This is a genomic window from Pedobacter sp. MR22-3 (genome assembly GCF_026240075.1).
Lineage (GTDB): Bacteria > Bacteroidota > Bacteroidia > Sphingobacteriales > Sphingobacteriaceae > Pedobacter.
On record NZ_JAPIVF010000011.1, the window covers coordinates 39,101 to 55,007 of the forward strand.

13 protein-coding genes are annotated in these 15,907 nt (G+C 38.7%); 5 read left to right on the forward strand and 8 right to left on the reverse strand.

Annotated features, from left to right (window positions below; genetic code table 11):
* Window positions 1-55: 55 nt before the first annotated feature.
* Entirely contained in the window at window positions 56-835 is a 780-nt protein-coding gene (locus OQ267_RS21940; RefSeq protein ID WP_265838125.1) for a murein L,D-transpeptidase catalytic domain family protein, read from the reverse strand.
* A gap of 208 nt (window positions 836-1,043) precedes the next feature.
* On the opposite strand from OQ267_RS21940, the gene OQ267_RS21945 reads away from it, so the two are divergent.
* Complete coding sequence (locus OQ267_RS21945; protein ID WP_265838126.1) at window positions 1,044-2,492, forward strand: SDR family oxidoreductase; 1,449 nt, start codon at window positions 1,044-1,046, stop codon at window positions 2,490-2,492.
* Between the two features lie 36 nt (window positions 2,493-2,528).
* Window positions 2,529-2,651 carry a hypothetical protein gene (locus OQ267_RS21950; protein ID WP_255353654.1) on the forward strand — a complete coding sequence of 41 codons (123 nt, stop codon included), beginning with the start codon at window positions 2,529-2,531 and terminating at the stop codon, window positions 2,649-2,651.
* Here OQ267_RS21950 and OQ267_RS21955 read toward each other — a convergent pair.
* Together OQ267_RS21955 and OQ267_RS21960 are read right to left on the reverse strand one after the other, a co-directional pair.
* Complete coding sequence (locus OQ267_RS21955) at window positions 2,638-4,542, reverse strand: DUF3857 domain-containing protein (protein WP_265838128.1); 1,905 nt, start codon at window positions 4,540-4,542, stop codon at window positions 2,638-2,640. The genes OQ267_RS21950 and OQ267_RS21955 overlap by 14 nt on opposite strands.
* The gene (locus OQ267_RS21960) at window positions 4,542-6,515 is read right to left on the reverse strand and encodes a DUF3857 domain-containing protein (protein ID WP_265838130.1); all 1,974 of its coding nucleotides are present in this window, start codon (window positions 6,513-6,515) and stop codon (window positions 4,542-4,544) included. Before OQ267_RS21960 ends, OQ267_RS21955 begins: the two co-directional genes overlap by 1 nt.
* 166 nt (window positions 6,516-6,681) lie before the next feature.
* On the opposite strand from OQ267_RS21960, the gene OQ267_RS21965 reads away from it, so the two are divergent.
* Window positions 6,682-7,632, forward strand: coding sequence for a 3'-5' exonuclease (locus OQ267_RS21965; protein ID WP_088303339.1), 951 nt, complete (start codon window positions 6,682-6,684; stop codon window positions 7,630-7,632).
* A 107-nt stretch (window positions 7,633-7,739) separates the two neighbouring features.
* Window positions 7,740-9,599: a M1 family metallopeptidase gene (locus OQ267_RS21970; RefSeq protein WP_265838131.1), complete on the forward strand. Its 1,860-nt coding sequence runs from the start codon at window positions 7,740-7,742 to the stop codon at window positions 9,597-9,599.
* 60 nt (window positions 9,600-9,659) lie between these two features.
* On the opposite strand, the gene queG is transcribed toward OQ267_RS21970, so the two are convergent.
* Window positions 9,660-10,595 (reverse strand): tRNA epoxyqueuosine(34) reductase QueG, encoded by a 936-nt coding sequence (gene queG / locus OQ267_RS21975; protein WP_088303341.1) that lies wholly within the window; start codon window positions 10,593-10,595, stop codon window positions 9,660-9,662.
* A 137-nt stretch (window positions 10,596-10,732) separates the two neighbouring features.
* Here queG and OQ267_RS21980 point away from each other — a divergent pair, with 137 nt between their 5' ends.
* The gene (locus tag OQ267_RS21980; protein WP_088302167.1) at window positions 10,733-10,939 is read left to right on the forward strand and encodes a hypothetical protein; all 207 of its coding nucleotides are present in this window, start codon (window positions 10,733-10,735) and stop codon (window positions 10,937-10,939) included.
* A 103-nt stretch (window positions 10,940-11,042) separates the two neighbouring features.
* Here OQ267_RS21980 and OQ267_RS21985 read toward each other — a convergent pair whose 3' ends face one another.
* From OQ267_RS21985 to pdxH, 4 genes are all read right to left on the reverse strand, one after another.
* Window positions 11,043-12,551 carry a carbon-nitrogen hydrolase family protein gene (locus OQ267_RS21985; RefSeq protein WP_088302166.1) on the reverse strand — a complete coding sequence of 503 codons (1,509 nt, stop codon included), beginning with the start codon at window positions 12,549-12,551 and terminating at the stop codon, window positions 11,043-11,045.
* A gap of 628 nt (window positions 12,552-13,179) precedes the next feature.
* Window positions 13,180-14,202 (reverse strand): Holliday junction branch migration DNA helicase RuvB, encoded by a 1,023-nt coding sequence (gene ruvB, locus OQ267_RS21990; protein ID WP_265818318.1) that lies wholly within the window; start codon window positions 14,200-14,202, stop codon window positions 13,180-13,182.
* Between the two features lie 31 nt (window positions 14,203-14,233).
* On the reverse strand, window positions 14,234-15,148 hold the full coding sequence (locus OQ267_RS21995) for a 3-hydroxyacyl-CoA dehydrogenase family protein (RefSeq protein ID WP_265838133.1): 915 nt from the start codon (window positions 15,146-15,148) through the stop codon (window positions 14,234-14,236).
* Between the two features lie 92 nt (window positions 15,149-15,240).
* A complete protein-coding gene (pdxH, locus tag OQ267_RS22000) occupies window positions 15,241-15,891 on the reverse strand; it encodes a pyridoxamine 5'-phosphate oxidase (protein ID WP_265838134.1) in 651 nt (216 codons plus the stop codon).
* Window positions 15,892-15,907 lie beyond the last annotated feature (16 nt).

Here is a 15,907-nt window from a genome sequence, read left to right on the forward strand (position 1 = left end):
AAATAAATTACAAATTTGAAGTTTAAATAAGTGAAAAATTTTAATTATTTTGATTTTAATCCATTTTTACAGCAAAAACTTCCTGCTGATTGGACACCATACTTGCAGCAAGGGTTTCATTTAAAAACTGAGAATTATAACCTTGATCAGAACGATTTATAAATAATACCGTTCTGCCTGATATCATTTTAATAATCGGATCTGAAAGTTTGGAAGCAACTGCCGGGCAACCCTGACTTCGCCCTAACCGCCCGAGCTGATCAATTGTTCCCTGCGAAACATAATTCGCGCCATGCAATACAATGGCTCTTTCACGGGCTTTATCGTTAAAACCAACATCCATTCCGTCAAGCTTAAGCGAGCGGCCATGTTTACCATTATAAATTTCACCGGTAAGGTAAAAACCCAGGCTGCTCTGATTGGAATTGGGCTTGTTCGAAAAACTGTCGGGTTTATCATGTCCGCTATTTTGACCATGCGCCACCCAGGTATTCATCAGCAGTTTATTGTCTTTAAGATCAATAATGTAAAGGCGCTTTTTACAACTTTCCTGATCAAAATCCACAATAGACAGGATGTCTTTTGATTGTGTTAAGCCTGAGTATTTCAGATTGTAGAAACCTGTAAATGCTTTTTCAAATACAACCTCACTTAACCCGGCAGAGTCGAGTTTAGCCTGATGATAAATATTAGAAACATAGAGATTATAAATACTATCCTTAACAGGTGTAAATAAAGATAATTGTTGTTTTGGAAATTCCACTACCGTCCAACTTGTGCAAACCATGCTGATCACTAATAAAATCACAGCAAGGCCAGGGATGCTTTTTCTCATTCAGGAATATTTGGTAAATTACTGGTACTTATACGAGGTAGAAAAAGATTTATTGTAAGCGAAATGCTGTAAATTTATCATTACAAAGTGTTTTACTTTTCTGTGACTGATCATCCAGGTTTTACTTGGCTATCATTAAACTTTTAAACTCATGCGGCATTTTGTAACAAAGTACCGTCAAATCTGTTATGCATAAAATAAATACCAGATGAAAATTTTATTGACAGGCGCAAATGGATACATCGGGACCCGTTTATTGCCTTTACTTTTGGATCAGAATCACGAAGTGGTTTGTATGGTTCGGGATAAAAGAAGGTTTATTTTAGCATCAGAGTTGCAAAGCAAAGTAGAGGTGATTTCAGGTGATCTTTTAAATGCTGATGCGCTGAACGAAATACCTGAAGATATAGATGCGGCTTATTACCTGGTGCACTCCATGTCGTCAAGTGCTGAGGGTTTTTCTGATATGGAAAGAAAATCTTCTGTAAATTTTTCTGCAGCCATAAAAAAAACGAATTGCAGGCAGATTATCTATTTAACCGGAATTGCAAATGATATGCATCTTTCCAAACACCTTGGTTCCAGATTAGCGGTAGAAGATGAATTGAAATCATCACAAATAGCCTGTACCATTTTAAGGGCTGCCATTATTATTGGTTCAGGTAGTGCTTCTTTTGAAATTATCCGTGATTTAACAGAGAAAATCCCCGTGATGGTGGCCCCTAAATGGGTTAAAACACTTTGTCAGCCTATCGGTATACGTGATGTGCTGGCTTATTTGACGGGAGTACTGGATAATGAAAAAGCTTATAATGAAACATTTGATATCGGCGGACCCGATATTTTATCCTATAGGGATATGCTTTTAGGTTATGCCAAAGAGCGAAAACTTAAACGCTGGATTATCACCGTACCCGTATTAACTCCAAGATTATCGTCACTCTGGCTGAATATGATTACGCCAGTGCCATATGCGTTGGCCAGAAGTTTGGTTGATAGCATGAAAAATGAGGTCGTTTGTAAAGATAACCGTATTCAGAGGGTGGTGCCTAGAAAGTGCTTAACTTACGCAGAAGCTTTGCACCTTGCATTTGAAAAAATTGATCAGAATTCTATTGTTTCCAGCTGGAAAGATGCCCTCAACAGGGGCTATTTGGATAATGATTTTATGGATCAGATAAAAGTTCCGCAAAATGGCACGCTGGAATATAAGGTGAAAATGCAGTTTGACAGGGAAGCAGAAGAAGTTTTTGAAAATATATGGAGCATTGGTGGAAAGCGGGGATGGTATTATATGGATTGGCTATGGCAGTTAAGGGGATTTTTAGATAAAATGTTCGGCGGAGTGGGCGCCAGACGTGGTAGAACCAGCAGTACGGATTTGCAGGCCGGAGATGTTCTGGATTTCTGGCGGGTATTACTGGCCGATAAAAAAAATAAAAGGCTCTTGCTCTATGCGGAAATGAAGGTTCCGGGAGAGGCCTGGCTGGAATTAAAATTGGTGAATTTTCATGGTAAGGCATTTTTATCACAGGTTGCCACTTTTAGGCCCCGCGGATTGTGGGGACGTATGTATTGGTACACCATGTGGCCTTTTCATCTGGTACTCTTCAGGGGGATGGCCAGACAAATCACAAAATACCGGACTGATCATTAGCTGAATTTACTTATTTTAGCGTTTTAAATTTCAATTATGCCAAATCAAGATCATGATTACTCTTTCTGGACCAAATACAAACGCTTTGCATCAACTGAAATTATTATGTATCTCATCATGATCATTGGAATCGGGCTGGGCATTATTATTTTAAGCTAAGCACCAGTTTTAGGCGGTCTGCCATGTGAACATCGTTGATAAACTTTGAAAAATCAGCATATTTTTCAGCAGGGAAGGTGCCGTCATGCAGTACCATTTTCCTGAAGTAGGTTAGCTTGCTCCCTTCTTTACTCACCTTAAGCAGGTATTCGCCAAATGGATTATTAAAATGCTTATCTTCCACCAAAACCAATTCCGGTTTTAAGTTATCTGGTAAATTAAATTCCAGCGTATCTTCATCTGTAAAACCGCGGTTAATGTAAACCGGTAACGTGCGGTTTCGCAATTCCTGAACTGTTGGCTGAACGTTAAACGCATTCAACTGCAGATACATTTTACGGCCATTTAAAGGTGCATAACTTCTGATACTAAACTGAACATCCTCCGTAAGCTGAGGGTTGCTTTCTTTTTTTTCGGTAAAGAGAACACCTTCAATATTGATGTTATCAATATTATATACCGCTCTTAAAAGCTTATATTGTTCACTTAAAGGCTTATCGGTTATTGATTCACGGTTATCATACTGTCCTCCTGAAAATATCGTATTCATTTTACCAGTAACATCTCCATCAGGGTTAACGGTCAGCATTGCTTTACGGATCTGAAGATTACGCTGTGTAGTTAATTTGGGCGTATGCATGAGCTTTCCGCCTGTTGGCGTACAGGCAAAAACGGTTCTGTCATCTGTAAAATCACTTAAAAATCCGAAAGGGATTTTCTGATTGGTACATTCCAGCCAGGTGGTATCTCCCTTGAGTGGCATACATAAAATGATATGGTTGCCCTGCGTCATGCTCGCATAATCGGGATCAACACTTTTTTTAACTGATCCTGCTTGCACAACACAATAATAAGATTCGATGTCAGCAGCTTTAAGTAAGCTTTGCATATAATTCACCAGTGCCTTACAATCTCCATAGCCAAGCCTATCTACCTCACTGGCAGCAACAGGCTGGAAACCACCAATGCCAATCTGAACACTGATGTAGCGTGTTTTTTCCTGTAAAAACCGATATATCTTTCGGGCTTTTTCCTTATCATTGTTTTCGCCTTTAACCAGGTCTTTAACCATTTGTACAGTAGCTGCAGGTAATACAGTCCTCTCTTTCAACAGGTCATCATATATCCACTGACCGAGATCCTGCCAGTTATTGTAATTTCCTTTATGCCCGTAATAATAAAACTGCCGGGGGGCAATCTGTACCTTGGTCAGGTAATTTTCAGGGTCAGGACTAAAAGGTTCTGATTTCGTGGCAAAATGGTTACTAATGGACCAGCATAGTTTTTTATGCTTTTCATCAGCGCTTTCTATAGGCTTACCGGGATAGTTTTGGGTTTTAATCCGAACCTGATCCGCAGGTTTACTGATAAAAGTATAACTGCTCTTTTCAACAGAAACATTATGCTGAGCTGTTGGCATCCAGTCGTGAATGATCAGGTTCTGTTTATTTCTGATTTCCACATCATAAGAAATGGTATAGGGATACTGATTTACGGATGGTGTAAAAAGCTTTAATCTGCTGTCGGTAAATAAAGAAAACCCATCTACAGCACTCATATCAGAAAAATCGTTCTGGTTAAATTTCCGGATCAATATTCCGCCAGCATTGTATATTTCACCCTTAATACTTTTGATAGCATTATTTTTATCATAACCAATGGCTATGCGTGCATTATCATCTCCATTTTGATTAAATACGGTAATTGTTTTTTTCTGCAGGTAAGTTACATGATCGTCTGCAATCATATCTACCGTAATTTCTTCATTTCTGATACAGGCATTTGCCCGGTTGCGAAGCTGTGGCGAGATCAGGTCGGCATCAAAATGTAATTGGGTAAAACCCGGCCTCGGTAGCAGTAAAAGCGATACGAGTGCAATGATATATTTCATTAATTTGCCTTCTTAAGTAAATACTCACTTTTTTGATTCTGAATGATTTTACTGTAAAATGCTTTCAGATACAGATACTGAGATGGCTCATAAACTGCTTTGTTCAATTGTAAAACCTGATGCAGTGACAACTGATTGTTTTCCAGTGAGGTATTTAGCAGATACTTTCCCCCGGATTCGGGTAGACCTATGGCCATGTCTTTTGGTTTTTCCAATAATTCATATTGATCAGGCAGCGTAATCTGAATGGATATCCGCTCATCAGTAGCTGCACCCAGATCTACAGGATAGTTTCTTTCATTCAGATTAAAAGGATTTTTGGTAATGGCATTAATAAAAAACGGACTCAGATAAAATTGTTTGTTTGAGCTGCCGTCATTCACCGTAAATTCAACTTCATATTTTTCAGTGAGTATATTCTCAATACTGTCCAAATTATCAATTTCATGGTGTAAGATTTTTATTCGCGGTAAACGCTCATCAATTTTCTCTACATATTCATCTATTGACCCGGATTTCTGAATGTCCTTTCTTTTATTGTATGCCGCATAACCCTGTGTGTAAGTAATTAAATTTCCGGTTAACTTACCCTCAGCATTTAATTTGCCTGCTAAAATATAACTGGTTATGCTTTTCTGGCTTGCATTCAAATCAATCCAGTAAGAGGCCTTTTTAAGGTTAATCACCCGGCCCTGATCATTGATGCATCGCAATGGTAATAAACCAAATGGAAGCAGGGGTTCAGAAGCATCTAATAAATAACTTTTATCGCCAATGTTCACTTTAGCTACCACATAATTAAAATCAGAGATGACAGGATATAATTTATTGATGGTGCCGTTTTCTCTGGTTGATAAAATAACAGCTTCTGCATCCAGGTTAGCTGCTGATAAGGCTGCTATCAGGTTAAGATTAATATCAGCCACGCTGCCGGATCTGCTTTCCAAAGATTTTTTGATACTGTTTTCTGAAAATACGCCATAGTAATTATTCCATTTGATTTGTTTTTTAATATAATTAAAAATGGCCCTGGCTTTCTGCAAGTCATCCGGAGCATTTTGAATTATACCTGCAATCAGATCTTTATAAATGTCTTTTTTCTTCATTTGCGAACCAAATGACTGATCAGTAGTAAGTTCATAATCCACATCTTTCCAGGTTTTGGTATATGAAGTTTTAGCACCGTTCGGATAAGTTAAATCAGATAGTTCGAAGTAAATAGCAGACTTGAAATTACTTGGAGCCGTCATATTTTCTTCTTCCACAAATGCAGGAATATCTTTCATCAGGTAGGTGATTTTGGAACAATCTATATTTGCCCCGTCAAATCTTAAACACTCTTTAGAAAGTTCAGCCTTTTGGTCGCTAAGCTTCTGGTAGCCCTTTAATGAAACATTATAGTTGTATATACCCGGGATAAAAACCTGGTATTCGCTTGATACTTTAGGCAGATCAGACTGGAACTCCCAGGTTTTAAAATTGAACAATCTTGGCGATTTTAATTTGTAACTGTATTCAATGATCGCACCTTCTCTCAGGTTGGGTAAAGTAAACTTCGTTAACTGGATGTATTTCGATCTGTTTTCTTTAAAAACAGCTTTTCTATCCATAACGGTTTCTGCGAAATTTCCATCGATAAAATTAAATGTAGAGGCTTTCAACTCAGTAATAAGCTCTTCATAATTGGCACCCTTATAGGTTGGGATAATGATGTTTGCTGCACTGAAACCGTTTTTATTATATATTTTAATTTTGGTATGGTATTCGAAAACGAGCTCAAGCTGCCCACTGATGTCATGCTTTTGGATGCAAGCTGTTCCGAATTCTTTCAATACAACCGCATTCGCATTGCTGTCGATTTTTTTCCGGTCAAAGTCCATCTCATCATGGGTAACCTGTCCGTAAGTAAAATTTTGAGCAAATGCAGACCATGCAGAAAAGCAAAGCACAAGAGATAACAAGAAGGTTTTCATGTAAAGCGTAATTTTTTCGCAATTTAATATTCGGAAAGATAACCAGGAAATATTTTGAATTAAATAAATGTGTTGTACAAACAAACCAATCCTTTTTAGCACTTTTGAATAAATATATATTAATGGATGTTGATTACAGCTTCATCTCAATCTGATAGTAAAACTGATGAAATTAAATTTAAAGCGACCTCTGGCATTTTTTGATCTTGAGGCAACAGGTATAAATGTAGGAGCAGACAGAATAGTAGAAATTGCCGTTTTAAAAGCAATGCCTGACGGAACTGAAGTGGTCAAAACCTGGCGTGTAAATCCTGAAATGCCTATTCCCTTGCAAACCTCTTTAATTCACGGAATTTATGATGAAGACATTGCCGATGCACCCACCTTTAAAATGCTGGCCACAGAAATAGCAGATTTTATCGGTGATAGTGACCTTGCCGGTTATAACTCCAATAAATTTGATATCCCGATGCTCCTGGAAGAATTTTTGAGGGCAGAAGTTGATTTCGACATGACTGAAAGAAAGTTTGTTGATGTGCAGAATATTTTCCACCAGATGGAGCAGCGCACACTGAAAGCAGCTTATAAATTCTATTGCCAGGAAGATTTGGTTAATGCACATGCCGCTGAAGCAGATGTAATAGCAACCTATAAAGTGCTTTTGGGTCAGCTGGAAATGTATAAGGAAACTGAATTTGAAAGCAAACAGGGGGTTAAAAGCATTCCGGTTGTAAATGATGTAGATGCTTTGCACACTTTTACCAACATAAATAAGCCTGTAGATTTTGCTGGTCGTTTAGTTTATAATGATCAGGATGAAGTTTGTTTTAACTTCGGAAAGCATAAAGGCAAAACCGCGCAACAGGTTTTTGCGGTAGAACCAAGCTATTATGCTTGGATGAAAAATGGTGATTTCCCGCTTTACACCAAAAAGAAACTGGATGAGGAATGGGCGAAGTTTAATGCCCGGAAAAACGAGAACAAGACACCGAAGCCACCGCAAAATCCATCCGCACCTCGTCCGCAGTTTAAAAAACCGCAGCCCAAACCTGAAAAACCTGCCGAGCCGATCAATACCGATATGCTGGAACAGTTAAAAATGAAGTTTGGAAAATAGATAATTGGGTAACTGTTTAGATTATTTAATTGCTTGCGAAACGTAAATTGTTTAATTGCTTGACTGATTGCCATGTGCCAGGCACTTCGCCCTAAAGTTTAAAAAAAATGAAATTTATAAAAATATTTAGCCTGCTATTGGGCACGGCATTTTATGCCAGTGCACAAACCATTTTACCCATAGCGCCTGAATTTCAGAAAACCTATCAAAATGAAACCCGAAATGTGAATGGAAAGCCCGGTAAAAATTACTGGCAAAATGCTGCTAAATATAATCTTAAAATAGATTTCAATCCGGTAAATCGCTTATTAAAAGGTAAGGTTAGCGTAGTCTATACCAATAACAGTCCGGATACTTTAACCGAAATCTGGTTTAAGCTATATCCTAATATTTACCAAAAAGGTACCCCCCGTAAATCTAAAATCGCAGAATCTGATTTAGGCGAAGGAGTAGCCATTGAAAAACTAAAAGCAACAGGAAGGATCATCAGCGATTACCAGATTAACGGTACAAACATGACGGTTAAAGTACCTGCAGTTCTACCTGGCAAAACAATTAAATTTGATATCGATTATCATTATACCTTAAATGAAGGTTCACATCTGCGTACCGGTCAGGTAGATGAAGGTGCTTATTTTGTGGCTTATTTTTTTCCACGGATAGCAGTATATGATGATGTGGATGGGTGGAATAAATTTCCATATACCGGTGCCGAAGAGTTCTATAATGATTTTGATCAGTTTAACGCAGAAATCACAGTTCCGGGCGGATACGGTGTTTGGGCAACAGGTGATCTAAAAAATGCGTCAGACGTTTTTCAGGAGCAGATTGTGACCAGACTTGCAGCTGCAGAAAAGAAGGATGAAGTGATTGATGTGATCACAGATCAGGATTTGACAACTAAAAAAGTGACTAAAAACAATGCATTCAATACTTTTAAGTTTGAAGCTGAGCATGTAACTGACTTTGTTTTCGCCCTGAGTGATCATTATTTATGGAAATCAACCAGCTTGGTGGTTGATCCTAAAACCAGGAGAAGAACCCGTGTAGATGCGGTATTTAATCCTAAGCATAAAGATTATTATGAGGTGATAGATTTTGCGCGTAAAACAGTATCATCGATGAGTTTTGTTTTTCCTAAATGGCCTTTTCCATACAATCATGAAACTATTTTTGATGGTTTAGATCAAATGGAATATCCGATGATGGTAAATGACAATCCGGTTAGTAATCGCGAGGATGCCATTACCCTTACCGATCACGAAATTTTCCATACCATGTTTCCATTTTATATGGGGATTAATGAAACCAAATATGGCTGGATGGATGAGGGCTGGGCAACGATTGGGGAGTGGCTGATTTCTCCTATGATTGATTCGACAATGGTGGATGAATACGGCGTTCAGCCTACTGCTTCATCATCAGGAGGAAAAGATGATTCACCTATTATGACGCTGACAACGGATTTGAAGGGTTCGGGTTCATTTACAAATTCTTATCCTAAGCCCGGTTTAGCTTATCTGTTTGTGAAAGATTACCTGGGTGATGAATTGTTTACCAAAGCACTGCATACTTACGTTAAAAACTGGAACGGCAAACATCCTATGCCATACGATTTTTTTAACAGCATGAATGAAGGAAGCGGTAAAAACCTGAACTGGTTCTGGAAAACCTGGTTTTTTGAAGGTGGCATTTTAGATTTAGGTATTAAAGCTGTAAATAAAACCAATGACGGGTATATGGTTGCTGTAGAAAACAAAGGAATCAAACCACTGCCTGTAGACCTGACGCTGACTTACAGCGATGGCACTACAGCGAAAAGCCATACGACAATCGGGGTATGGGAAAAGGGAGCCAAGGAAGTTTTAATTCCGGTTAAAACAACTAAAAAGCTCAATAAAGTGGTAATGGGTAGCAGCCATGTTCCGGATAAAGCAAAAGGCGATAATACTTTTAATGTGAATTAAATAGCTAAATTTATATTTACCAGAGTGGCCTTAGTCATTAAGGCCACTTTGCTTTTAAAGCTATTCTGGTTTAAGAAAATCAATATTTCTTTTCAATCCTGCAAATTTAGTGCGTTTGACAGCCGAACCCTTAAACACCTTTTTAAATACATCATCTGTAATTTCGGTCAGGTCTTGAACACTTAAATCCAGAAGTCCGTTTTCTGGTTTAAAAGCATCTTCATTGTGGGCTTTTGAAAACCTGTTCCATGGGCAAACATCCTGACAAATATCACAGCCGAACATCCAGTTGCTCATTTTATCTTTGAATTCTGTAGGAATTTCATTTTTCAACTCAATAGTCAGATAAGATATGCATTTCGTTCCATCTACCACCTGTGGGGCAATAATAGCATCTGTTGGGCATGCATCTAAACAGCGCGTGCAGGTACCGCAATGATCGGTTTGAAAGGGATGATCGTAATCCAGTTCCAGATCTACAATCAGTTCCGCCAGAAAGAAAAAGGAGCCTTCTGTTTTACTGATCAGATTGGAGTTTTTTCCTATCCAACCAATACCTGACTTTTTTGCCCAGGCACGGTCCAGAACTGGAGCAGAGTCTACGAAAGCCCTACCTGATACTGCTCCGATATTTTCTTCAATAAAAAAGGTCAGTGCCTTCAGTTTATCTTTAATGACGGTATGGTAATCCTGACCGTAGGCATATTTGGAGATTTTAGGTGCATCGGGATCCAATTGCTTTTCGTCCGTATAATAATTGAGCGATAATGAAATAACAGATTTAGCGTCTTCCACCAGCAATCTCGGATCAAGGCGTTTATCAAAGTAATTTTCCATGTACTTCATTTCACCATGGTAATTTTGATGAAGCCATTTTTCCAGCCGGGGTGCCTCATCTTCCAGAAATTCGGCCTTTGAAATACCCACATCTAAAAACCCAAGACGTTTGGCTTCATTTTTTATCAGCAGGCTATATTTTGCGGCATTATTGTACACGTTGACGCAAAGATAAGGCTTAGGATTTAAAACATTTTGATTAATCACGTGTTCTTGAATTAGAAACTAAATTAATTTATAGTATTTCTTAATGAATCAGAAATGAAGATTTAAGGGGTTTACTCAATAAACTAAATATGGAAAATATAGATCCACAACATACGGAATCAGGAGAAGCTCCTAAACCGATTGAGAAAGATTATGAAAATCATAAAGAAGATCCCGGACCAGCAAAGCCAGCTGTGACGGAAAAAGATGAGAATGGCGCAGGTTCTGTTTTAAAATGGATCCTACCGATTGCTGTAATTATCGGATTGATCGTATGGTTTGCTTTAAGAAAATAAGTAGCTTTAGATTAAATTGAATGCCGGTTGTTGATGCAACCGGCATTTTTTATGATGTTTTTTTAGGTTCAGATTAAAGCAGAACGTGAACCTGCAAAAAAAATTATTTTAATAATTTGGTTTGGTATAAGTCTGTTCTTCTGTCTTTAAGGACTTTAACCGTTCCATAATGGTGTAACTCATCCAGTAAATGTAAGTCCACGTCAACTACCAGTACCATTTCTGTATTGGGTGTAGCTTCAGCCTTTACTGCATTGGTTGGAAAAGCAAAATCAGATGGTGTAAAAACAGCTGATTGCGCAAATTGTATATCCATGTTATTTACTTTCGGTAAATTCCCTACACAACCTGCAATGGCTACATAACATTCGTTCTCTATGGCCCTGGCCTGTGCGCAATGCCTTACCCTGGTATAACCATTTTGTGTGTCGGTTAAAAATGGTACAAAGAGGATTTGCATCCCCTGATCCGCATAAATTCTGCTCAGTTCAGGAAACTCCACATCATAGCAAATCAAAATTCCGATTTTACCACAATCAGTATCAAAAACCTGTACTTTATCTCCGCCGATCATTCCATAATATTTCTGCTCATTTGGGGTGATGTGTATTTTCCGATACTCATCTATTTTACCTGTACGGTGGCATAAATAGGTGGCGTTGTATAGTTTGCCATTTTCCAGTAAAGGCATACTACCTGTAATAATGTTGACATTATAACTTAAGGCATATTCATGCATTCTGTCAACAATTTCCTGTGTTTTTTCGGCCAGCTTACGCATGGCTTCAATTTCCGGAAGGTGGTTATAAGGTTGAAGGAGCGGGGTATTAAACAATTCGGGGAACATGATGAAATCAGCTTTATATCCGCTCAAGGCATCCACAAAAAACTCTACCTGCTCATAAAATACGTCCATATCCGGAAACAAACGCATTTCCCACTGAACCAAACCAAGCCTGATCGTCATGGCCGAACGGGCAGAGGCATCTACCCCCTGATAATAGATGTTGTTCCATTCAATTAAGGTGGCAAACTCCTTTGATTCTTTATCCCCGGGCAGGTAATTCTTTAAAACCTTTCTCACGTGGAAATCATTGGAAATCTGAAAAGTTAAGGTTGGATCATAAATTTCTTTCGCCTTTACTTTATCAATGTATTGCCTTGGTGTCAACGTCTGGGCATAGGTATGGTATCCGGGGATTCTTCCGCCGGCAATGATACTTTTTAAATTTAAACTCTCGCAAAGTTCCTTTCTGGCTTCGTATAGTCTTCTTCCAAGTCTTAATCCGCGAAAATCAGGATGAACAAAAATTTCGATACCATAAAGCGTATCACCATTTGGATCATGTGTTGTAAAAGAATAATCACCTGTAATAAGTTTGTATGTATGCCGGTCGCCATATTCATCATACTCTACAATAATGGAAAGTGAACAGGCTACCACCTTATTATCAACGGCGATACAGATTTGTCCTTCAGGAAAAATATTCAGGAGTTTGGCGATACTGGTTTTTGGCCATATAGACCCGCCCATACTATCATAGGCCTGCAACATGGATTCTTTTAAGTCGGCGTAATCTTCTAGCGTTAGCTTACGTAATTCAATATTCATAATTTGCTGGTTTTACCCTAACTGAACGGATGGCGTCACTAAATGTTTGGTTAAATAATAATTATAATAGTAAAACAGATTCAAAAATGGAGCTCATATCCTTTTCAGTATATTTTATTGATGGTTAATTGATTTGCGAGACCTTTTGAGTGACAATATTTTCATATTCTCCCGCAGATTTTTAAAGATAAACGCAGATCTTAAATGATGTTTGAGTATTAACAATTTTGATCAGCGGGAAGCATTAACATTTATATTCTCCCGCAGATTTTTGAAGATAAACGCAGATCTTAAGTGATGTTTGGGTATTAAAAATTTCAATCAGCGGGAATCCTTATTAATCAGCGGGAACCATCCACATTTATATTCTCCCGCAGATTTTTGAAGATAAACGCAGATCTTAAGCGATGTTGTGGATATTAACAATTTCACTCAGCGATAATCTTTATTGATCAGCGGGAACCATTAACAATTATATTCTCCCGCAGATTTTTGAAGATAAACGCAGATCTTAAGTGATGTTTGGGCATTAACAATTTCAATCAGCTATAATCCTTACTGATCAGCGGGAAACCATTCTGCATAGCATCATTATTATTAACATGCAGCTATAGTGTATATGATGAGGTTAGAATAATTTTCCGGTTTGTGCCGGATAATTCTTTTTCAAGTGTTTGTAGGCAGCTTCTGTTACTTCTCTTCCACGTGAAGTACGCATGATAAATCCCTCCTGGATCAGGAAAGGTTCATAAACTTCCTCAATGGTACCTTCATCTTCACCAACAGCCGTGGCAATGGTTTTTAAACCCACCGGGCCGCCCTTAAATTTATCGATAATAGTAGTCAGTATTTTATTATCCATTTCATCCAAGCCATGCTCATCCACATTTAGTGCATTTAAGGCATAGTTGGCAATTTCAGGATCGATGCTGCCTGTACCTTTAATTTGTGCGAAATCACGGGTTCGGCGCAACAAGGCATTGGCAATACGCGGCGTACCCCGGCTTCGGCGAGCAATTTCAAAAGCACCTTCATCACTGATGGGGGTATTTAAAATATCTGACGAACGAAGAACAATGGTGGTTAGTAATTTGGCATCATAGTAAGCCAAACGGCAGTTGATTCCAAATCTTGCCCGAAGCGGTGCAGTCAGCAAACCAGATCGGGTGGTGGCACCAACTAATGTAAAAGGATTAAGCGAGATCTGAACAGAACGGGCATTTGGGCCGGTTTCCAGCATGATGTCAATCTTAAAATCTTCCATCGCAGAATATAGGTATTCTTCTACCAAAGGTGATAAGCGATGGATTTCATCAATAAAAAGGATATCGCCTTCATCCAGGCCGGTTAAAAGTCCGGCTAAATCTCCCGGTTTATCCAATACCGGGCCTGAGGTAACCTTAATTCCGGCGCCCATTTCATTGGCAATAATATAAGAAAGTGTGGTTTTACCCAAACCCGGCGGGCCGTGCAGCAATACGTGATCGAGTGCTTCACCACGAAGTTTGGCTGCCTGAACGAAAATGCGCAGATTTTCCATCACCTTTTCCTGGCCCGTAAAATCTTCAAATGCCTGTGGCCTCAGTACCCTTTCAATGTCACGATCTGTAGGTGAAAGCTGGCTTGGATCCGGATCAAGATTTTCGTTCATATTGCAAATATAAAATAAAATACTAAAAAAATTAGGATTTAATGAATTTTTCAGCAACAACTAAATCTTTTGAACCGGCATGATATTTATAAAATCCCTCACCTGATTTTACACCTTTTTTACCAGCAGCAACCATATTAATGAGTAACGGGCATGGTGCATATTTAGGATTTCCAAATCCCTCATGTAGTACTTTCAGGATGGCCAGACAAACATCAAGCCCGATAAAATCAGCCAGTTGAAGCGGGCCCATGGGATGAGCCATACCCATTTTCATTACGGTATCAATTTCATAAACGCCAGCAACTCCTTCAAATAAAGTATAGATGGCTTCATTAATCATGGGCATTAAGATCCGGTTAGCCACAAAACCGGGGTAATCGTTTACTTCAACAGGAACTTTTTCAAGCTTTTCGGAAAGCGACATGATGGTTTTGGTGGTTTCATCACTGGTTTGATAACCCCTGATTACCTCTACCAGTTTCATCACCGGAACCGGATTCATAAAATGCATTCCAATAACCTGTGCTCCGCGATGTGTAACCGCCGCGATTTGTGTAATGGAAATGGATGAAGTGTTGGATGCTAAAATGGCACCAGTTGGCGCATAAAGATCAAGATCCTTGAATATTTTTAATTTCAGATCCACATTTTCAGTTGCCGCTTCCACAATTAAATCTGCATGAGCCACGCCTTCACTGATGGATGTAAAGGTTTTGATGTTTTGGAGGGCACTTGTTTTCTGTGCAGGAGTTAATAATCCTTTACTCACTTGTCTGTCCAGATTTTTATCAATGGTTTTTATGGCCTGTTCAAGTGCAGATGCATTGATATCGATCAGGCTAACCTGGTAATCAAACTGTGCAAACAAATGTGCAATACCATTTCCCATAGTTCCGGACCCGATTACTGAGATGTTTTTAATCGTTTTGGCTGTTTTGTTCATATATACACTTCCTTTGAAATTATAGCTAATGATTTGGTTAAAGATAGAGATCTTGCCGGATGGGAGACCTCTATTGTATTTTAGATAGATTATTATGGCGCCAATCGGGTTCTAACCCATTCATTTTTAATCCATTCAAAATTCACGCGGTCGTGCAGGCGACTTCTTCTGCCTTGCCAGAATTCGATGCGAGTAGGTTTAACGATATAACCACCCCAATGTGCTGGTTTTACAATGGCTTTATCTTCACTTTTGGCTTTTAAATCCTCAAATTTTTCCTCTAAAAAAGATCTGTCTGGAATCACCTGGCTTTGGGGTGATGCAATGGCGCCAATCTGGCTTGCTACCGGACGGGTATTAAAATAAGCTTCTGAAGTTTCCTTATCCAGCTTTTCTACCATTCCTTCCACTCTTACTTGTCTTTCCAGCTCTGGCCAGAAGAATACCAGTGCGGCATAAGGATTTCTTTTTAATTCTTTACCTTTTGCACTTAAGTAATTGGTGTAAAAGCGAAATCCATCATCATCCACTCCCTTCAATAGCACAATACGGGCATCTGGTCTTCCTGATTTATCAGCAGTAGCCAGGGTCATCACATTCGGCTCATAAATTTGCGCTTCAACTGCATGGTCAAACCATTTTTTAAATTGTGTAATAGGATTTTTATCTACGTCAGACTCATCTAACGTGGCGCTTTTATATTCTTGGCGCAGGTTTTGTAGATATTCATTAGTAACTTGCATAAAACAAAAATAGGCA